The 20,118-nt window shown below is 60.1% G+C and carries 18 protein-coding genes and 1 pseudogene; 5 read left to right on the plus strand and 14 right to left on the minus strand.

Annotated features, from left to right (window positions below; translation table 11 throughout):
* Window positions 1-51 precede the first annotated feature (51 nt).
* The gene (locus tag LOY37_RS19755) at window positions 52-1,239 is read left to right on the plus strand and encodes a benzoate/H(+) symporter BenE family transporter (RefSeq protein WP_045195313.1); all 1,188 of its coding nucleotides are present in this window, start codon (window positions 52-54) and stop codon (window positions 1,237-1,239) included.
* Window positions 1,240-1,256: 17 nt separating this feature from the next.
* Here the strand turns inward: LOY37_RS19755 and LOY37_RS27655 are convergent, their stop codons facing one another.
* From LOY37_RS27655 to LOY37_RS19765, 3 genes and pseudogenes are all read right to left on the minus strand, one after another.
* Window positions 1,257-2,138 carry a methyl-accepting chemotaxis protein gene (locus LOY37_RS27655; protein WP_408980732.1) on the minus strand — a complete coding sequence of 294 codons (882 nt, stop codon included), beginning with the start codon at window positions 2,136-2,138 and terminating at the stop codon, window positions 1,257-1,259.
* Window positions 2,118-3,227, minus strand: a pseudogene (locus LOY37_RS27660) (HAMP domain-containing protein); the annotation flags it as partial. The pseudogene LOY37_RS27660 and the gene LOY37_RS27655, both read right to left, overlap by 21 nt.
* An 85-nt stretch (window positions 3,228-3,312) precedes the next feature.
* Entirely contained in the window at window positions 3,313-4,710 is a 1,398-nt protein-coding gene (locus LOY37_RS19765; protein ID WP_258717213.1) for a PLP-dependent aminotransferase family protein, read from the minus strand.
* Between the two features lie 113 nt (window positions 4,711-4,823).
* Here LOY37_RS19765 and LOY37_RS19770 point away from each other — a divergent pair, with 113 nt between their 5' ends.
* A complete protein-coding gene (locus tag LOY37_RS19770) occupies window positions 4,824-5,993 on the plus strand; it encodes an MFS transporter (RefSeq protein ID WP_258715566.1) in 1,170 nt (389 codons plus the stop codon).
* Here the strand turns inward: LOY37_RS19770 and LOY37_RS19775 are convergent.
* Window positions 5,986-6,747: an SDR family oxidoreductase gene (locus tag LOY37_RS19775; RefSeq protein WP_045195319.1), complete on the minus strand. Its 762-nt coding sequence runs from the start codon at window positions 6,745-6,747 to the stop codon at window positions 5,986-5,988. The genes LOY37_RS19770 and LOY37_RS19775 overlap by 8 nt on opposite strands.
* Window positions 6,748-6,977: 230 nt before the next feature.
* Between LOY37_RS19775 and LOY37_RS19780 the strand changes: the two genes are divergently transcribed.
* Complete coding sequence (locus tag LOY37_RS19780) at window positions 6,978-7,982, plus strand: NADP-dependent oxidoreductase (RefSeq protein WP_258715567.1); 1,005 nt, start codon at window positions 6,978-6,980, stop codon at window positions 7,980-7,982.
* Here the strand turns inward: LOY37_RS19780 and pyrF are convergent.
* On the minus strand, window positions 7,972-8,673 hold the full coding sequence (gene pyrF / locus LOY37_RS19785) for an orotidine-5'-phosphate decarboxylase (RefSeq protein WP_038994059.1): 702 nt from the start codon (window positions 8,671-8,673) through the stop codon (window positions 7,972-7,974). The genes LOY37_RS19780 and pyrF overlap by 11 nt on opposite strands.
* A 179-nt stretch (window positions 8,674-8,852) precedes the next feature.
* Here pyrF and LOY37_RS19790 point away from each other — a divergent pair, with 179 nt between their 5' ends.
* Window positions 8,853-9,020: a DUF2897 family protein gene (locus LOY37_RS19790; RefSeq protein ID WP_010224101.1), complete on the plus strand. Its 168-nt coding sequence runs from the start codon at window positions 8,853-8,855 to the stop codon at window positions 9,018-9,020.
* 30 nt (window positions 9,021-9,050) lie between these two features.
* Here the strand turns inward: LOY37_RS19790 and LOY37_RS19795 are convergent, their stop codons facing one another.
* Both LOY37_RS19795 and LOY37_RS19800 read right to left on the minus strand, forming a co-directional pair.
* Complete coding sequence (locus tag LOY37_RS19795) at window positions 9,051-9,515, minus strand: SDR family oxidoreductase (protein WP_258715568.1); 465 nt, start codon at window positions 9,513-9,515, stop codon at window positions 9,051-9,053.
* 51 nt (window positions 9,516-9,566) lie between these two features.
* Complete coding sequence (locus tag LOY37_RS19800) at window positions 9,567-9,881, minus strand: helix-hairpin-helix domain-containing protein (RefSeq protein ID WP_045195325.1); 315 nt, start codon at window positions 9,879-9,881, stop codon at window positions 9,567-9,569.
* 220 nt (window positions 9,882-10,101) lie between these two features.
* Here LOY37_RS19800 and LOY37_RS19805 point away from each other — a divergent pair, with 220 nt between their 5' ends.
* Window positions 10,102-11,403, plus strand: coding sequence for a right-handed parallel beta-helix repeat-containing protein (locus tag LOY37_RS19805; protein WP_258594507.1), 1,302 nt, complete (start codon window positions 10,102-10,104; stop codon window positions 11,401-11,403).
* Window positions 11,404-11,485: 82 nt separating this feature from the next.
* Here LOY37_RS19805 and LOY37_RS19810 read toward each other — a convergent pair whose 3' ends face one another.
* The 7 genes from LOY37_RS19810 to LOY37_RS19840 all read right to left on the minus strand — a co-directional run bounded on the left by LOY37_RS19810 (window position 11,486) and on the right by LOY37_RS19840 (window position 20,115).
* Window positions 11,486-12,724, minus strand: a complete 1,239-nt coding sequence (locus tag LOY37_RS19810) for an O-antigen ligase (RefSeq protein ID WP_258715569.1) — start codon at window positions 12,722-12,724, stop codon at window positions 11,486-11,488.
* Between the two features lie 26 nt (window positions 12,725-12,750).
* A complete protein-coding gene (locus LOY37_RS19815; protein ID WP_082075420.1) occupies window positions 12,751-14,124 on the minus strand; it encodes an undecaprenyl-phosphate glucose phosphotransferase in 1,374 nt (457 codons plus the stop codon).
* Between the two features lie 194 nt (window positions 14,125-14,318).
* Window positions 14,319-15,446 (minus strand): glycosyltransferase family 4 protein, encoded by a 1,128-nt coding sequence (locus LOY37_RS19820; RefSeq protein WP_258610740.1) that lies wholly within the window; start codon window positions 15,444-15,446, stop codon window positions 14,319-14,321.
* Window positions 15,447-15,504: 58 nt separating this feature from the next.
* On the minus strand, window positions 15,505-16,800 hold the full coding sequence (locus tag LOY37_RS19825) for a hypothetical protein (RefSeq protein WP_258715570.1): 1,296 nt from the start codon (window positions 16,798-16,800) through the stop codon (window positions 15,505-15,507).
* Window positions 16,797-18,032, minus strand: a complete 1,236-nt coding sequence (locus tag LOY37_RS19830; RefSeq protein WP_213603525.1) for a hypothetical protein — start codon at window positions 18,030-18,032, stop codon at window positions 16,797-16,799. Before LOY37_RS19830 ends, LOY37_RS19825 begins: the two co-directional genes overlap by 4 nt.
* A 2-nt stretch (window positions 18,033-18,034) precedes the next feature.
* Window positions 18,035-18,784, minus strand: a complete 750-nt coding sequence (locus tag LOY37_RS19835; protein WP_258607680.1) for a hypothetical protein — start codon at window positions 18,782-18,784, stop codon at window positions 18,035-18,037.
* Complete coding sequence (locus LOY37_RS19840) at window positions 18,781-20,115, minus strand: capsular biosynthesis protein (RefSeq protein WP_258715571.1); 1,335 nt, start codon at window positions 20,113-20,115, stop codon at window positions 18,781-18,783. Before LOY37_RS19840 ends, LOY37_RS19835 begins: the two co-directional genes overlap by 4 nt.
* Window positions 20,116-20,118 lie beyond the last annotated feature (3 nt).

Raw genomic sequence — 20,118 nt, forward strand, 5'->3', positions numbered from 1 at the left:
ACGCGCGGTAGTCTGAAAAAACTGCTTACATCCAGAACAAGGAATGCCCCCATGCCCGACGCCACGTCTGCGCAATTGCGCCCTTTGGCCGACTCCTCGCCGTCTGCGGTGGTGGCCGGCTTCATCGCCATGCTCACCGGTTATACCAGCTCCCTGGTGCTGATGTTCCAGGCCGGCCAGGCTGCCGGCTTGACCACGGGGCAGATCTCGTCGTGGATCTGGGCGCTGTCGATCGGCATGGCGGTGTGCAGTATCGGCCTGTCGCTGCGCTATCGCACCCCGATCACCGTCGCCTGGTCGACCCCCGGCGCGGCGCTGCTGATCACCAGCCTGGGCGGGGTCAGCTACGGCGAAGCGATCGGTGCCTATGTCACCTGCGCGGTGCTGGTGGTGATCTGCGGCATGACCGGCAGTTTCGAGCGCCTGGTCAAACGCATTCCGGCCTCGCTGGCCTCGGCATTGCTGGCCGGGATCCTGTTCAAGATCGGCAGCGAGATTTTCATTGCCGCCCAGCATCGGACCGCGCTGGTGCTGGGCATGTTCTTCAGCTACCTGTTGATCAAGCGCGTTTCGCCGCGCTACTCGGTATTGGCAGCGTTGGTGGTCGGCACGGTGCTGTCCGGGGCCATGGGCCTGCTGGATTTCAGCGGTTTCAGCCTGGAAGTGGCCACCCCGGTGTGGACCACGCCGAGTTTCTCTCTGGCGGCGACCATCAGCATCGGCATTCCGCTGTTCGTGGTGGCCATGACCTCGCAGAACATGCCCGGTGTCGCCGTGCTGCGCGCCGACGGCTACCAGGTGCCGGCCTCGCCGTTGATCACGGTGACCGGCCTGGCTTCATTGCTGCTGGCACCGTTCGGCTCCCACGGCGTCAACCTGGCCGCCATCAGTGCAGCGATCTGCACCGGCCCGCATGCCCATGAAGACCCCAGCAAGCGCTACACCGCGGCCGTCTGGTGCGGGATTTTCTACGGCATCGCCGGGGTCTTCGGCGCCACCCTGGCGGCGCTGTTCGCCGCCCTGCCCAAGGAACTGGTGCTGTCGATTGCCGCCCTGGCATTGTTCGGCTCGATCATGAACGGCCTGACCGTGGCGATGAACGAGGCCAGGGAGCGCGAGGCGGCGCTGATCACCTTCATGGTCACCGCCTCTGGTTTTACCCTGTTCTCGATCGGTTCGGCATTCTGGGGGATCGTCGCCGGGGTGCTGACCTTGATGATTCTCAACTGGCGTAAATAGTCGTAGGGGCGCCGCTCCTACAGGCGAAAATGCCCGACCATCCCCTTCAAGTCATTGCCCAACTGCGCCAGCTCGATACTTGAGCTGGCGTTGCCCTGCATGGCCAGCGCCGACTGATCGGCGCTGCTGCGGATCTGGGTGACACTGCGGTTGATCTCTTCGGCCACCGAGCTTTGCTGCTGCGCCGCCGCGGCAATCTGCTGGTTCATCTGCTGGATCAACGATACCGCCGCGGCAATGCTGCCCAAGGCGCTTTCCGTGTGCAGGGCATCGCTGACGGCCAGCTTGACCAACTCGGCACTGCCCTGAATCTGCGCCACCGAGGCCTGGGCACCGCTGCGCAAGCTGCTGACCAGGCATTCGATCTCCTCGGTCGATTGCTGGGTGCGCCGGGCCAGCGCCCGCACCTCGTCGGCGACCACGGCAAAACCGCGGCCCTGCTCGCCGGCCCGCGCGGCCTCGATGGCGGCGTTGAGCGCCAGCAGGTTGGTCTGCTCGGCGACGCTCTTGATCACTTCCAGCACCTGACCGATGTTCTGCACTTCGCTGCTGAGGTTGTCGATGCTCTGGCTGGCTGATTCAGCAGAGCTTGCCAGTTGCTCGATGCGCTGCATGCTCTGGCGCACCACCTGCTGACCGCTCTCGACCTTGTCGTCCGCCGTTTGCGCCGCCAGGGCAGCCTCTTCGGCGTTGCGCGCAACATCATGCACGGTAGCGGTCATCTGCTGCATGGCGGTAGCTACCTGCTCGGTCTCATCCTTTTGGCTGTTGACCTCGCGGTTGGTCTGCTCGGTGACTGCCGACAGCGACTGGGCGTTGCTGGCCAGTTGTTCGATACCGTTTTGCAGGCCACTGACGATGGCGCTCAAGCCCGTGCCCATCTGCTGCATGGCCAGCATCAGCTGACCGACCTCATCACGCCGATCGATACTGATTTCACCACGCAGGTCACCGGCGGCTATCTGCTGGGCGCGGCCCATCACCTGGCGCAGCGGCCCGACCACCGCACGGGTGATCAGCCAGGCCGCCAGCACCCCGACCAGTAGTGCCAGCAGCGCAGCGCCAAGGATCAGCACGGCATTGCGCTGCAGCTCGCCTTGCATGGCCTGATCTTCAGCGAGCCGGGCCTGGTCGACCTGGCGGGTGACCTGTTCGGCACGCGCTTGCAATTGCTGCTTGAGCTGTTGTTCACGGCCAAGCAGGTCGGTGTATTCAGCAAGTTTTTCAGTGAAACTGGCGATGTGCGTGCTGACCTCGCCGAGCACGGTCTGATAGCCAGCGTCGGTCACCGCGGTTTTCAATTGCTCGACCAGTGCCGCTGCCTGTTCGGTCTGTTCGATGCGGCCCTGGCGGACATCGTCGGCGCCCTTGCGATTCTGCTCAAGACGCACGCGCGCTTCGTCCATGGCCTGCAGCATCAGCCGTGCAACCTGGGCCACCTGCCCGGCTTGCTCGACGAACTCGGCGCCCTGCTGGCCCTGGGTATCTTTTAGGGTGTAGGTGCCGTCATCGGCGAGCCCGGACTGCAGCACATCCAGGTTGTTGGCCACGCTTGAGACCGACCAGCTGGCCATGTCCAGCGCCAACTCCTTGGCCTGGGTCAGTTCGACGAACTGGTCAAAGGCCTGGCGGTAGTCGTTCAGCGCCTGGTCGACGCCGCTCAGTTGCACCAGCGTCCGGGCTTGCTCTTGCAGGGCGTCGAGGCGCTGGTGCACCGCGTCTACCGACTTGGGATCGGAGCGCAGGGCGAATGCCTGTTCCTGCAAGCGGGTATCGAGCAGCGCGGTATTGAGCGCCGCCATCTGCTTCAAGCCATCGAAGCGCTGCCCGACGCCGTGCAGGGCGGCAACCCCCGCTGCCGCCACCACCGCCGTCAGCAGTAGCACCAGGGCAAAGCCCAGCCCGAGTTTGCGGGCCATGCCCAGGTTGGCGAAAAAACCACGCTTGGCCGAACTCATCGCACTCCCCCCTGCTGCCCGCAAATGCATCAAGCCTCAAGAGTGGCAATGGCACGGCCAGCGGCACAAGATCCCGGCGTCGGAATAATGGCAAAAAGCTACAGTTGCGTCGTTTTCAGAACTGCCGAGGTCGTCCGGCGCGCTGAAAGAACGCCTGCGCGCGCTGGTCCTGGGCATAGGCGACATTAATCCGCAGCCAGTCACAGGCAGCGCCCTGGGGGTCAAAGGCACTGCCCGGCGCCAACAGCACCGAACAGGCCTGGGCCTCGCGGCTGAGCTCGGCAAAACTGCGTCCCGGGCAGCGCGCCCAGACAAACATGCCGCCATAGGGCTCGGTAAATACCTCCCAGCCATAGGACTCCAGTTGGCCCAGCGCCTTGGCCATGTGCTGGGCCAGGCGCAGGCGCAGACGCGCCGTGCTTTTGCGGTAGCTGCCGTTGCCGAGCATTTGCGCCACCACCTGCTCGGTAAACCGCGAAGTCCCCAGGCCACTGACCATTTTCAATTCCGCCAGGCGCGCAATCAGTTCCGCCCTGGCCACCAGGTAGCCAACCCGCAGCGAACTGCTCAGGGTCTTGGAAAAGCTCGCCAGGTAAATCACCCGCTGTTCAGCGTCCAGGGTTGCCAGACGCGTCACCGCACCGTCCTGAAAGTCCGCGTAGATGTCGTCCTCGATGATCAGCAGGTCATGTTCGCGTGCCAGCTCCAGCAAGCGATAGGCGACCTTGGGCGACAGGCTGCTGCCGGTGGGGTTCTGGTACAGGCTGTTGATGTACAGGCAACGTGGCCGGTGCTGCTTGAGCAGCGCCTCGAGCACCTGCAGATCAGGCCCCTGCGGGGTACGCGGCACTTCGAGCATGTCGACGTGATGCTGACGCAACAGGCTGTAGAGGTTGTAGTAGCCCGGGCTTTCCACCAGCACCTTGTCGCCGGGCTTGAGCAACGTGCGCACCAGCAAATCGAGGGCATGGCTGGCGCCCTGGGTGGTGAGGATCTGCTCGGGCGCGGCGTCGATGCCGATCTGCCCCAGGCCCTTGTGCAACTGGGTGCGCAGGCTGGCCAGGCCCAGCGGCGGGCAATAGTCGATCAAGTCCTCGACCGCGCCGCGGCTGACCTGGCGCAGCGCCTGGGCAATGGCTTCAGTAGCGCGCCAGCTGGAAGGTACCCAGCCACAGCAGAGCTTGAGCAGTTCGCCGGGATCATCGGTGAACTGCTGCCAGCGGCTGTCGAAGGCCTCGTCATGGATCGGCTGATCAACCAGCGACGCCTGCAGGCGCTGTTCGGCGACGAAGAATCCGGCGCCATGGCGCGCCTGCAGCCAGCCCGCCGCCACCAACCGGTCGTAGGCTTCGATCACGCAGGACTGGCTGACACCCTGCTCGCGGGCCAGTTGGCGAATCGACGGCAAGCGGCTACCCGGGCGCAGGCGCTGGTGTTCGATCCAGGCCTGCAATTGCTCGCTCAGTTGCTGCACGAGCGGGCGGGAGGAGTGGCGATCGAGGCTCAGGTGCATGGCAAAGTGTTCGCTGATTTTGTCCGAACAGTTAACCACAAAACCCTCGCCAGTGTGCCTTGTGACGCCCAGGCGATCACCGGATAGTCGGCCCATCGACAAGGAGCCGAACCATGCCTACCCCGCGCCACCCCGCCCTCCTGGCCTTCGCCCTGTGTCTGATCACCTTTGCGGTCAACCTGCAGGCACCGCTGTACACCGCTTACGCCGAGCTTTCCGGTGAGGGCGCCGGGGCCACGGCCATGGCCTTCTGCGGGTATGTGCTGGGGGTAATCCCGGTACTGCTGTTGCTCGGTGGCCTGGCCGACCGGGTCGGGCGGCGGCCGCTGATCCTCATCGCCCTGGCCCTGTCGATGCTTGCCACCTTGCTCATGCTCTTGGCGCCGGGGCTAAAGACCCTGGGCCTGGCGCGCCTGCTGCTGGGCATCGGCACTGCGCTGGCGTCGGCCACCGGCACTGCCTACATGGGCGAACTGATGCACGGCGGCGACAACCGCCATGCCGCCACCTGGGTCACCGCCAGCACTTCGCTGGGCTTTGGCCTCGGCGCGGCGCTGACCAGCCTGTTCCTGCTCAGTGGCCCAAGCCTGACCCCGGGCAGCTTCTACCTGCACCTGGCGCTGGCCTGCCTGGCGATGCTGGCGGTATGGCAATTGCCCGACCGGCGCCTGGCCCCACCTGCCGCGCTGTTGCGCCTGCCCTGCTACCCGGCCGGCAGCCTGCCCTACGGTTTGGCAATTCTGCTGGCCTGGGCCTGTGTCGGCCTGGTGATTGCCTTGCTGCCGTCGATCCTCAAACAGCATGGCCTGGCCAACTGGTCGGGGTTCTCGACCTTTTGCGTGATCAGTTGCGGATTGTTGTTCCAGCCCCTGGCCAAGCGCCTGGCGCCGGTGCGGGCCACGGCCATTGGCCTGGTGATCTTGCCCTGCAGCTACGCGCTGCTGGCCTGGGGCGCCGACAGCGGCGCGCTGGCGGCAGTGCTGCTGGGCACCATCGCCGCCAGCAGCGCCTGTTATGGCTTTATTTACCTGGGCGGGCTGTCAGCGGTGAACACCCTGGCGGGCGAGGAAAAAAACCGCGCCAGCGCAGGCTTCTTCCTGTTGGCCTACATGGGCTTCAGCCTGCCAGTCATCCTTACCGGGCTGCTGGTCGATCGCCTCGGCCCGGGTAATGCCCTGCTGGTGTTCGGCCTGGTGTTAGTGGTTGGCTGCCTGCTGGTGGGCCTGGCCCTGGCACGCAGCCACAAGGCGCTCGCCCAGCCTGCGCTGGCAGGCGTCAAATAGCCGTGGCGCCGCCATCGACTGCCAGGGCCTGGCCCGTTGTAAACGCCGCACCATCGCTGCACAGGTAAAGCACCGCACTGGCGATCTCCTCGACCTTGCCGATGCGCCCGACCGGGTGCATGGCGGCGGCGAACTCGGCCTTGCGCGGGTCGGCCTCATAGGCGCGGCGGAACATGTCGGTGTCGATCACCGCCGGGCACACGGCGTTGACGCGAATCTTCTTCTTGGCGTACTCGATGGCCGCCGATTTGCTCAGGCCGATCACCGCATGCTTGGAAGCGCTGTAGATGCTCATCTTCGGCGCGGCGCCAAGGCCGGCCACCGATGCCGTATTGACGATGGCGCCGCCGCCCTGGGCGAGCATCAACGGCAACTGGTACTTCATGCACAACCACACACCCTTGACGTTGACGCCCATGATCGCGTCGAACTCGGCCTCGCTGCCTTCGGCCAGGCGGCCCTGCTCGATCTCGATGCCGGCGTTGTTAAAGGCGTAGTCCAGGCGCCCGTAAGCCTCGACCGTGCGCCCCATCAACTGCCGCACATCGGCCTCGCGGGTGACGTTGCAACTGACGAAGAGCGCCTCGCCGCCGCTGTTGCGGATCAGCTCGACCGTGCCTTCGCCACCTACGGCATCAAGATCGGCCACCACCACTTTCAAGCCCTCGGCGGCAAACGCCAGCGCCGTCGCCCGGCCAATCCCCGCAGCACCACCGGTGACCAGGGCAACCTGGCCAGAAAAACGCATGCTCATCGCTAGCTCCTGCAACAAAGTGAGGTCAGTGATCAGGAGTCTAGGCAGCGATCAGCGCCATTGGGCAGCATCATCAGGGCGCCGGTTGGTGCACTATCGGCCTGGGTGATTGTCTTCCCCCGGATCGATCAGCGCAGTGGATTACCGTGCATTCGCCAGGCGGGTAAACCTTGCCGCCTGGCCAAACAAGGTCTATCAACAAGCATTGCCCTTCAATCGAGAGCCTTGCCATGACTGCCCAGACCAACCGCCGCTTCCTGCTCGCCAAACGCCCGACCGGCGCCGTCACCCGCGACGACTTCAGCTACGAACAGGTGCCGGTGGCCGAACCTGGCGAAGGCCAGATCCTGGTAAAAAACCTGTATCTATCCCTGGACCCGGCCATGCGCGGCTGGATGAACGAAGGCAAGTCGTATATCCCGCCAGTGGCCCTGGGCCAGGTGATGCGCGCCCTGGGCGTCGGCGAGGTGATTGCCTCGAAACACCCGGGCTACGCCGTCGGCGATCACGTCAACGGCGCCCTGGGTATCCAGGACTATTTTGTCGGCGAGCCCCAGGGCTTCTACAAGATCGATCCGAAACTGGCGCCGCTGCCGCGCTACCTGTCCGCGCTGGGCATGACCGGCATGACCGCCTACTTCGCCCTGCTCGACGTCGGCACCCCGAAAGAAGGCGATACCGTGGTGATTTCCGGTGCTGCGGGCGCGGTCGGCAGCATTGCCGGGCAGATCGCCAGGCTCAAGGGCTGTCGTGTAGTGGGTATCGCCGGCGGCAGCGAAAAGTGCCAGTACCTTAAAGATGAACTGGGTTTTGACGGGGTCATCGACTACAAGGCAGAGGACGTCCTGGAAGGCCTCAAGCGCGAATGCCCGAAAGGCGTCGATGTGTTTTTCGACAACGTCGGCGGCGAGATTCTCGATGCCGTGCTCAGCCGTCTGAACTTCAAGGCGCGAGTGATCATCTGCGGCGCCATCAGCCAGTACAACAACAAGCAGGCGGTCAAGGGCCCGGCCAACTACCTGTCACTGTTGGTCAACCGTGCACGCATGGAAGGCTTCGTGGTCATGGACCATACCGCCAACTACGGTAAAGCGGCACAGGAGATCGCCGGCTGGCTGGCAACCGGCAAGGTGAAGAGCAAGGAGGATGTGGTCGAAGGCCTGGAAACCTTCCCCGAGACACTGTTGAAGCTGTTCAGCGGGGAAAATTTCGGCAAGCTGGTGCTTAAGCCCTGATCTCGGCGACCACTGCTGCCAGCGCCTGGGCAGGGTCGGCGGCCTGGCTGATCGGGCGACCGATCACCAGGTAGTCGGAGCCGGCATCCAGGGCCTGGCGCGGGGTCAGGATGCGGCGCTGGTCGTCCTGGGCGCTGCCGGCCGGGCGAATGCCCGGGGTCACCAGTTGCAGTGACGGGTGCGCAGCCTTCAGCGCCGGCGCTTCCAGCGCCGAGCACACCAGGCCGTCCATGCCGGCCTTCTCGGCCAGGGCCGCCAGGCGTAGCACCTGCTCCTGCGGCTCGATGTCCAGGCCAATACCGGCCAGGTCTTCGCGCTCCATGCTGGTCAGCACCGTCACGCCGATCAGCAGCGGCTGCGGGCCGCTGCGCTGGGCCAGCACCTCACGGCAGGCCGACATCATGCGCAGACCACCGGAGCAGTGCACGTTGACCATCCACACGCCCATCTCCGCGGCGGCCTTGACGGCCATGGCGGTGGTGTTGGGGATATCATGGAACTTCAGGTCGAGGAACACTTCGAAGCCCTTCTCGACCAGGGTTTCGACAATGCCCGATGCGCTGCTGGTGAACAGCTCCTTGCCGACCTTGACCCGGCACAGGGCGGGGTCGAGCTGATCGGCCAGCTTCAGGGCGGCGTCACGGGTAGGGAAATCCAGGGCGACGATGATGGGCGTCTGGCAGGCGGACATGGGCGGGTCTCTTGGCAAGTCTTGAACGGCGCGCATTGTAAACGAAGCGGCGGCCCGTGGGGGGCCGATGATCGCGAAATGGCCGCGGCCCACCCCTGCCCGTATAATTGAACCAATGAATGATGCTTTGGCTCCAATTTAGTGAAGCAGTGTCATTTGCTGTTTAAAAGGAGAATTACATGCCCTGGTATGCCTGGTTGATTCTGGTGCTCGCAATCGGCTCCATCGTCGGTGGCCTGATGTTGCTGCGCGATACCGCAAAAAAGCTGCCCTTGACCGAGGAGCAGCTCAAACGTGTGCATGAGCGCAATGCCGAGATGGATGCCAAGGATGCGCAGGATCGCTGAGCCTTCTACACGGCCCGGCAACGCACGGCGTTACTTGTAGCGCGCCGCCGCCGAACTGCGCGAAAGATTCGGCCCCAGCGCATCCCGCGCCTTGATATACGCCTGCCAATCCGCCGCTTGCGGCAATGAAGGAATAGAAGCCAGGCGGGTGACAGCGACGATGTTGAGTGCGACCACTGCATCGATCTGTTGCGCGGTAACCTCCGCCAGGGTGCCATGCAGGGCGATGCCAGCATTGTTGACCACTACCGCAATGCGGTGGTCGTCACGCAGACGCTTCTCGACCCGGGCAAGGTCGGCGGCTTCGACAAGGTCCGCAGTCAGCACTTCGACACTTACGCCATGACGAGCCTGCAACTCATTCGCCAGCGCCTGCAGGCCTTGGCCGTCCCGTGCGACCAGAAGCAGGTCGTGCCCGCGTGCAGCCAGGCGCTCGGCGTAGACAGCACCGATTCCTGACGATGCACCGGTGACCAGTGAGCCGACCAAAGGCATCGCACAGCCCAAAAAAAGCCGGTCAATGACCGGCTCCTTCCCTGTGGGTGATCAATTGACCGTGAGCTTGTCCCGGTTGCGATCCAGCAGTGCCTTGCCAATACCCTTGATTTCGAGCAGTTCATCCACCGAGGTGAAGGCGCCGTGCTCATCACGGTAGGCGACGATGGCTTCGGCTTTGGTTTTGCCAATGCCGGTCAGGGTGGTTTGCAGGGTTGTGGCATCGGCCTGGTTCAAGTCGAGCTTGGCAACCGGCAAAGTGACCATGGCGGCCGTCGGCTCGACTTGTGGTTGCGCCGCCATTGCCGAAAGCGAGACGGCAGTAAACAGCGGCAGAAAGAGGTACGACAGGACGGTGTTGCGCATGGGGAAACTCCTTGGCTATGAATTTGCAGAGCAGCATTTCCTTGGCTGCTACCGAAACCTAGACCGGCAAGAGAGTCGGCGCAAATGTGTCCACAGCGGATTGTTTTACCAAACAAGTCTCAACAGTATTCGAGCGTAGCTGTAGCACAAACGCTTGTGCAAACGCGCCCCACTACAACAGATGTAGTAAACTCCCGCGCACTTTGTGAGGGGGAGTCAAATGCGTAGAAGGGAATTTATTGTTGGCCTGGGCGTGGTTGCCCTGGCAGGGATCGCCACGAAAGTTATTGTTTCGGGTTCGTCGAATGCACTTAAAACACCAACCGGCATGGACTGGCTGCCGTTTGACTTGCTGGCCCTGAATGCCGATGGAACCGTTACAGTAAGTAAAGACGCGGCCAAGATCATGGACAAGATTTCCATGCTGCCGTCGGCCGATGCCGAGTCGCTGGCAGCCGGCGCGCATGATCCTTTCCAGATCCGCATCGACAACGGCTCGGGTGCCAGTGCTCGCAGTTTCATTGGCGCCAGCAATCCAAACCAAGGCCCGTTTGACCTGAGCAAGCTGACCGTCATCCGCGCGCCGGGGCCTGAGCCCAAAGCGCTCGACTGGGCCCAGGGCGGCAAGTTTTACCGCGCGTTGATTCCGGCCGGCTCCGATCCACGGGCCGTTACTGTATCGAATGTGCTGGACGAATACTCCCGGCCAAAGCCGCTGCGCGAGTTCGCCGACCTGGAACAGGCTGGCGAGGAAGGCTGGTTCTTTGATCAGAAAGAACGCACGCTCTATGTCAGCAAAAAACTTGCAACTAATGTCAACGCACTGAAAGATATCCTCGGCATTGTGTATCGCCAGCCCGGCACTACTACAATGCGCGTACAAGGCGGTGAAGCCTATTTCGAAAACCTATTGTTCCTCGGTGTCCTGCCGTGGGTACTGAATGCCTCTGGCCTGGTGTCCAAGGCGGTCTTCAAGAACTGCGCGTTCTGGTATTCCCCGGGTTCAGGTATCGCCAACGAAGGCGGCTATGTTGTTCTCGACAACTGTGAAATCTATCGCAGTCGGGATCATGGCATCAGTTCCCGCAAGAAAGATGACGCGCAACCTAAACATATCGCCATCAACACTAAAGTACGTTATGCCGGGGATATCGACACCCATGGCAATCAGCGCAGTGGCAAAAATGGCATGTCGATGAGCGACGGCGGCCTGGCGGCAGTTCTTGGCTGCGACATTCGACAGTCGCTTGGCACGAACATCGCCGACGGCGGCAGTATCGCTAGCCAGGGGATCTCCTGGTGGTATGGCGTGCATTGCGAAGACAGCCTGAGTGAACACTCGATCAACTTTAGTGTTCAGGGCTCACGTACCGTCTGGATGGAACACTGCAGCGAAGACAATACCCGTGGCATTTCAGTACGGGTTACCGGTGAAGGCTCGGTACTTCGTCACGCCAACAATAGTGTTGGCAAGTACCTGACCGACAATGGCGGTCAAGCTTTACCCTTCAGTGACGCCTGAATACTGACGCCTTGAGACCTTGAAAAAAGTCGCCCATGGGCGACTTTTTTCATGTAGTGAAGGCATCAGCAACGAGGGCCGATCACTCTTTGCCTGTGCAACTTCCGCGGTTTTTGCCCTGATCAGTAACGGCAAGCAGCACTGCCAATGGCAACCAGACTATGGTCCAGTAATCGCCCGGCCGGGTGAAGATCCTCTCGACATCCGTCAGCATGACGATCAGTGCATAACACAGCGCGGGCAATGTAAGGCAGATCAACGGATCACGGCGCATGCTCCAGGCTTTCTTAAATACACAGGCCAACCCCGCCAATAGCAGTCCCAGCGCGATCAGGCCGCTGTCATACACTTGCTGCAAATACAGACTGTGTGCATGAGGTGACACCGTCTTGCCATCTGGCCAATGATAGGCGAAGGGAGTACCAAGCCCGTGCCCGACTAACCAGGAGCCGGACATACTGGAGAAAAAATACTCCCAGATGGGACTACGCCCGGAGAGACGACGCGTCAACAATTCGTTGAGTACATGATCTTTCCAGATCACCGCGACGCCCAGGGACACTAGCAGACCAGCACCAAGAATCCACCACCCAAGTTTTGAACGCTGGAGCAAAATGGCCACCAGACAACTCGCCGCTAAACCGATCCACGCGCCACGCGCGTAGGTCAACAGCACATAAGCTGCAAGCACCAGAAACACCGCCATCCAGGCAACAGCCTTGCGCAACGAAGTTGTTCTATCGACTGCAAGCGCAAACGCCCAGCTGGCTATAGCGCCATGAAACATGCCGGCAGCGACCGGATAGCGATAGTTGGCAAAGTCGCCGATGCCCAGGCGATCCAGGCGAAAGGCTCGGTAGTGCAAGGGGCGGTCCAGCCAATAGAACTGAAAGAACAACGTAGCCAATGCCCCCAGGGCAACGACGATGACCGCAGCGTAGAGCGCCTTGCGAAAGACCTGGGGCGACCCATTGACGAGGATGTGAACCGCAGCCATGAACAAGGCTATGAACACACCGCGCTTGGCCAGCGCCAGAACATCACGCTCACTACCGGTTGCCCACAAACCGGATAAGGCGACCCACACCAGGTAGCTCGACCAGATCCAATGGCACAAACCAGGCATGCGCACTTTTCTGCTTGCGATGGCGGCTATTGCATACACCAGGGCCGGCAACAGCAAGAGGAAATACACCTGACTGTTACGCGCGCTCCCTGAGGTCAACCATACCTTGCCACTGATCAGCACAAACAAGCCCAGTGCCAACACCCAGCCTGTCAGGTACCGCCAACGATTGTCATCATTCCAGTAGCTACCCATGGTCAGCACTCACATCAAACCGCCTTCTAGAACGCATTTTTGTTGATGAACCCCTTGAACACGGTGCTGGCAATGATCTTCAGGTCCAGCCACAGCGACCAGTTATCGATGTACCAGAGATCATGCTCCACCCGCTTCTGCATCTTCTCGAGGGTGTCGGTTTCACCACGAAAACCGCTGACCTGAGCCCAACCGGTGATACCCGGCTTGACTTTGTGCCGCTGCATATAAGACTCGACCAGGTCCTTGTAATACTCGTTATGTACCAGTGCATGAGGACGTGGCCCGACCAGAGACATGCGCCCCTGAAGGACATTGAAGAACTGTGGCAGTTCGTCAAGGCTGGTGCGCCGCAAGAACGCGCCCACTTTGGTCACACGCATATCGTTGCGCGTCGCCTGGGTTACGTCCTTGTCATCGTGGACGACCATCGAACGGAACTTGTACACCTTGAAGCGCACCCCATTGATCCCAGTGCGGTACTGCTTGAACAACATCGGGCCAGGCGAGCTGAGCTTGACCACAATGCCGATGACGGCACATACCGGCAGGATCATCAGACTGATCAGGCCGCCGACCACCAGATCTTCCAGGCGCTTGACGATCTGCGCCGGCCCGTCGATCGGACTGCAGCTCAAGTCCAGCGAATACAGCCCGGCAATGTAGCTGACACGATGATTGAGCAAGCGGATATCGCCCCACTCCGGAATGAAGCGTACTGCCACCGTGTGATGCCTCAAGGCGTACATTACCGCCTGAATACCGCCGCCCTCGCTAAGCGGCAAGCACAGCCAGACTTCATGAGCCCCATGCCTTTCAACTTGTTCGACCAGCTCGGCCAACCAGCTTTCGTCTGCCCGATAGTTGAAGGACGTCGCCACCTTGAAGCCAAACTCGTTCAACTTGCGTGTACGGTTCAGGCGCCGTGCCGTTTCGCCACCGGTGTCTACCAGCAAAACAGACTTCAGGTTCATCCCCGAAGATCGCAGCTGGCGCAGGACCAGATAAACGATCACGCGAAACGACAGGCTGAATACTGCGCCCAGAATCAAGGTCGAAGAAAACCATATCCGCGAGTAATTACCCGACACTTTCAAGAAGAATGACAGCGACAACAAGATTCCCGCAGCAAGACACCAGCACGCCAGAAGAATGCCCAGTTGTCGCCAGATGGATACGCCACGTTGCGATCCATAGCCGCCGCCAAAGGTGATACACAGGACAACAACCGCCGCGATCAGCAGTGTCGTGGTGTTGTAGCGGCCTGCCATGTCAAACGTTGCAAATCGATAATCGTGGGCAAGCAAGGAGGCCACAATAACAATCAACATATCCAGCAACGCTACAACGAACGGTACCGGATAGCGCTCTGAAAACGTGGGCTGATAACGATTGATCAGTTCCATACCCTACACATCCTCCCCCATTCCGGAGCCTGACGGCCTCTTGGCCGCGCCCCGGAAGTCCTATAAAAATGTTGCTTGTTATTGCCCTATGGCGCCTGGGTTCTTTGCCCATGATCGCCATCGATGCAGCCAACCCGAAGTTGACTGGCTGCTGGTCTGCTCCCGACAGCACCAGCTTTCATCACACGTTATTGATGGTGTCGCCAGCCAGCGAAAAACGTCTGGCACTTGTCATCGACAAAACGCTTGAACCTCTCTCGAAAAATCTCGGGAGCAAATTGTTCGGCATGCGCACGAATGCTTGCCGGATCAAAATCCCCAGCGCTTTCAAACTGGCTGATGGCGGCACAAATCGCAGCCTCGGTCTGCTCATAGAAAAACATCCCGGTTTTCCCCTCGACGACGGTTTCGAGGGCACCGCCCTTACCGAAGGCAATGACCGGCGTGCCGCAAGCCTGGGCTTCGACCGGGGTGATGCCAAAGTCCTCCTCGGCAGCGAACACAAATGCCCGACACCGCTGCATATGGTCACGCAGGACCTCGAAAGGCTGATACCCCAGAACCCGCACATTAGGCCCTGCCGCCTGTTTGACTTTATCGAACTGCGGCCCGTCGCCGATCACCACCAGTTTCTTGTCGGGCATGGCACTGAAGGCCCTGACAATCAGGTCCATTTTTTTATAGGGGACCATGCGCGAAGCGGTCAGGTAGAAGTCTTCCTTGTCAGGCGTGAAAGCAAAGTCCTGAACATCCACCCCCGGGTAGATGGTGGTCGCCTCACGTTTGTAGACCTTGCCGATACGGCGGCCGATGTAATTGCTGTTGGAGACGAAATGCTCGACGTTGTTGGCCGTGCGCGCGTCCCAGTTGCGAATTTTGAACAGCAGGTAACGGGCCAGCCAGCCCTTGAGCCCTTCACTCTTGTTGGACTCGATCAGGTACTGGTTCTGCAGGTCCCAGGCGTAGCGGATCGGTGAGTGGCAATAACAGATGTGCAACTGGTCAGGGCCGGTCATCACCCCTTTGGCCACCGCGTGGCTGCTGCTGATGATCAGGTCATAACCCGACAGGTCCAGTTGTTCAATCGCCAGTGGCATCAACGGCAAGTACAGTTGATAGCGCTTGCGGGCCTGTGGAAGACGCTGGATGAAGGTCGTCGTGGCAACTTTGCCACCGATCTTTTTACGCTCGGCGTCAGAAAAGAAATCCACCACAGAGAACAGATCTGCCTGAGGCCAGAGACTGATAATTTCAGCCAACACCTTCTCTGCACCTGCGAATGTCACCAGCCAATCATGAACAACCGCTACCCTGATATTCACTACATCACCATCGCAAATTTTCAAAAAATCAATGTGTTGCCGCGACTGCCTGTTACACCGCGTCAGACGCTTTGAACAACGTTGAATAGAACACGCGGAGTATCAATCCCAGGAGCACTGCGGCAATCATTGCGTACTGCCCGATACCACTGACAAACAGATTGACGACCAGAAAGAACGGCAAGAACGAACAAAAAATCAGGTACATCGGCAACCAGGCGATACCCTGACGGCTCACGGCCCTGGCTACCAGCCCCAGCACCACGGCAAAGATCAGACATGCCAGAGCCCCACCCCAGATGCCAAAGTCATAGACCACGGGCCCGAACAACGTGGTGTACACACCCGGGCGAATGACACCGTCAATCAACACCTCCTCGATATACCCTTTACCCAGGGCCGACATGATGATCTTGGCGGGAATGTAGAAGCTCTGCAGCCCATAGGTACTGGCTCCATCAACTAACGAGGCCAGATAGAAAAACTCGTACAACCCGTGGGTGATGTATTGAGAAAAGTGGGTCAGCGCATAAATCAGTCCGGCCAGACCCGAGCTGTCGTTCTGCCCCAGATACTCCACGACCTGAGCGCTGGCCGGGGCAAATCGGGCATAACCGGAAAGCTCCATTGACGCTACCGGATCCAGACCCATTTGCTGGGTACGGATCCAGAAGACCATGCCCCCCAGCCAGATAAAAGCAACGGCCAGTGCAAGGCCAAGCAACAGGTTGCGCAGGGAAAGCCTGACATATCCGGTCATCAGTGCAGCGGTCAACGAAGTCGCCATGAACACCACCAGTCCACTTCTGGAGCCCTGCAGGACCATGTCGAAAACGGCAAACAACAGGCAGCAGAACAACATCGGAAAGTGATACCAGCGGCGCGCGCCGGCCACCCGCATCATGCAGATGAAGATGGGTAAGAATAGAAAGAATGAAGACAAAACCGCACCGACCAGCGCAATGCTGCCCGAGCCACCGGTGGCAATCAGCTCGCGGTTTTCCATAAAATCGGAACTGATATTGCCGCCGGCCCGGATAAAGATCCGTTCGATAACCCGAAGCACCAAACCGACGCTTCCAAGGCCATAAACAAGCCACACCAGGCGGCCAATGGAGCGCGCATCACATTCAAGCGTCAGAACTTTCGCCCGGGTCAAGCCAGCCGAAAAAAACAAGGCCAGGAAGAACAGGTAGACATAGGCCACGAGGATAAAGAGCGAAGACGGGCCAGCTTCATACAGGTAGTCAATCGGGGCAAAAAACCAGATCAACAGACAGCACAAGCCACCCCAGAGAAAAATCCGGTAGGGCGGAAACACCGCAAGCCTTATCAACAACGGCGTCATCGCAAACCCACTTTCAATATGTTCTCCAGCCTGAAGGTGAACAGTTCCAGTTTCACTGCCCAATACAGTTGCATGCCCACGATCATCAGAAATCCGGCAATCCAGGCCAGCGTGATCAACCCAGTGAAGCTGACAGTCGGCAACAGGTAACCAATGCCTACAAACAGCACAAATACACTGATCCCCGCGGCGACACACAGGGTTTGCAAGCCCGGTCGTGCCGCACTGGCCAAAACGCCTTCAAGGCTTGCGCTGGTCGCCCAGAGCACCATGACCAGCGCCATGCTACTTACCAACCAGCGATCTTGCGGCAACGGCCAGGGAAGGCCGAGTTCGGCCCCGGGAACAAACCAGAGCACTGTCGCTATAACGGCCGCAGCCAGGGCAACCAGCGTCACGCAAGCCATGATCGCTGTACTTCTGAATGCGACCACGCTGCCATAGACGCGCCGGAAGAACACAGTGTTGATAAATTGATGCACGACAATGGCAATGGACAGCCAGCGAAATACAATTGAAAACGCCGCAACGGTGGTTTCTGTGTCCAGTACCCCGAGCACTATTCGCGGGCCGCCCATGAACGCGCCCATCAACACCCCTCCCAGCAGGAACTTGTAGCTGTGGCGAAATACTCCACGCAACGCACCCAAACGCAGCGCCTCACGCCCGGGCAGTTGCGAGACCTTGAGCAATACCCCGATCATGAGCACGCCACAGAGCGCCATGACCTGCACATAGAAGGCCATGAAGTCCACACCCAGCCAATGTGAGGCCAAGCCAAAAAGCAGGGTGAGATACAGGGCACTCTCGAATATCGACGCCACCGCGCCTTTGCCCAACGCTTTAAGCCGGGCTGAGGTTGCCAGTTGCAGCACGACAAGTGCACTTTGCAAGCCGATAACCGCGGCAGCAGCCAGCGATGGCTCCGTGACCAGATGAAATGCCAGCCAACTCGCAGCCATGACCGTCGCGCAGGCGATAAGCACATACGCGGTGGCAGTTTGTACGCCACTGGCTAAAGGTCCACCCAAGGTGCCGTAGGCGATGACGCCATGCATGCCCAGTGCAAGCAACGGCCCCAGCGCCATCGACACTGATAGCCACCACTCAACCGCACCATACTGGGCATTGCTCAACGTCCAGGCAGCGAGAAACGGCGCGAACAACACTGCTGATTTCGATAACCCGAAAAGACCTGCCTGTACCAGCAGCCGCTTGGCATGGATGAGCAACGCTAAATCCCCGGCTTCTTGTTATAGACCCGCTCCACCAATCCCCGGACTTCGACTTTGGGATGGCGAACCATGGCCTGCTCATAATCCAGGGCGATCCAGCGCAGCGGCTGCGCGACATACAGCCCTGGCTTGAGCAACGATTTGGAAACGCAGGAAGCGGCCCCGACCGTAACCCCATCGCTGATCGACACTGCTGCATTGACCACTGTCATCGAGCCGATGTAGACGTTGTCACCGATACGCACGCTACCATCGACCCGAAAACGATCCAGCCCCGAAGGCGCATGCATGTATCCATGCGTCCAGATCTGGCTGCCCGATCCAGCGAGCGTTGAGTAATCGCCAAAGCGAACACTTCGGGTACAGTCGACGATGTGTTTCGAGGTGATTTTCGAGTAGACCCCAAGCCGCAACACTGCCCGACCCCAAGTAACGCCACGGCGTGCCCGGTACACTTTGTTCATGTTGCCAAGTGCCGCATTCGGCAACAGGAACACCCAGATGTCGCCCTTCACCAGGTTGAAGTGCTGAATGTAAGCCGCCGGCCGCATGACCAGGCATTTGCAGTCCAGGTAGTTACCGTGGCCAATCGAAACCCGTTCGCCGAGCATGACCGATTCGGCACGAATCCAGGAAAATCCGATTCGGCACCCGGCACCGATATGCCAGCCCAGGGCGCGCAGGATCATATTCTTCAGGGCACATGCTGGCAGGCATAACCCCAACAGCGACGCCAAGGTGCGTTTCATCTGTGTTGCTCCGCCACTCGAACCAGGTTGTTTGCAATTTGCCGGACATTGTCCTGGTCGAGCACTGCTGGCAACGATGCAGGGTCGGAGACCAGCCCGGCAAAGGTGGTGGTATACAGCTTGCGGACCAACTGGGTTCTGGCCGCATCGTCGGCAAGCGTGAATGTTCCGCTTTCCACGTCCTGAATAACCTGCGAAATCCCTTCGACATCACTCAACTGTACGTATCCTGGCTCGCCGGCAAGCACGCCTGGACCGAATTGAACCAGTGGCTTGCGCGACAAGACCGCCTCCACGGCAATAGTCCCGGTAACGGTACAGATCAGTTTGACGTGCTCGAGCAGGGAACCCATTGCGACTTCGTAGGGAACCGGGATGATATTGTCCACGGATACGATCTGTTCAAGCAGGGCATCGTCCAGTTCATATTTGGTCTTGGGGTTAAGTTTGACCAGCAGTTTCCAGTGGGCGGGAAGCGCTCGTGCCAACGCTGCAATCAACTCGGCCTGGTTACGGAAATCCTGTCCCCACAGGTCGAGGTTGGATTCGGGTTGCATCTGCATTGGGTACAGCAGGTAATGTTGATCGGCATCCAGGCTGAAGCGCTCGCCACTGAGTTGCGCCCAACGCGCCAGCCGCGCTTTTACCGCCCGGTCCAGCAACCACTTCTTTACCGGTGAAGGCGTATTGAACCGCTCCCCCCCCAGGTAGCTTTTGATCAACGTCAGCCGGTTGGGCCAGGAACCGTGCAACGGAAACACCCGCCCCGGATCCGAAGGCAGGGCGGGACGCATGTAGTCCGGAACCTTCTCGCGCTTGCGAATAGCTTCAGCCAGGGCAAAACAGTCCTCGTCCGCCGGGCAGTCCGCGGACGTACCAATAGCCTCCTTGCTGTCTGCGGCGTAGATGCTGTAGCGCCCTCCCGGATAGCCGGGCATGGAGGGATGAAAAAAGGCTACTCCGCGAGCCTTGCACCATTCTACCGCCAGCAGTTCATGAAACAGCGTGGCCTCGCCAATGACCAGGTCCGGCTTGGCGTCATCCAGCGCCTGCCAGATGGCCTGCCGGTAGTAGTGGTAGTGGGTAGGCTGACCGCCAAAATAATTGACGAAACGATCTGACCGACGTGTCCGGGTGAACAGATCGTCGCCACCCAGCGGGCTGAAGTCCTTCACTCGGGGAAAGCCGATCAGCCTGGCCTGACCATGGGCCGGTGCAAAAAGCGGGTTCTGTACAATCCACTGGACATTATGGCCATCAGCAATGAAGCACTTGGCCAGCGCATCCCAGAAATAGGTCTTGTACCTATTTTCTATCAGTACAATATTCATAGG

The sequence above is a fragment of the Pseudomonas sp. B21-012 genome, assembly GCF_024749305.1.
GTDB lineage: Bacteria > Pseudomonadota > Gammaproteobacteria > Pseudomonadales > Pseudomonadaceae > Aquipseudomonas.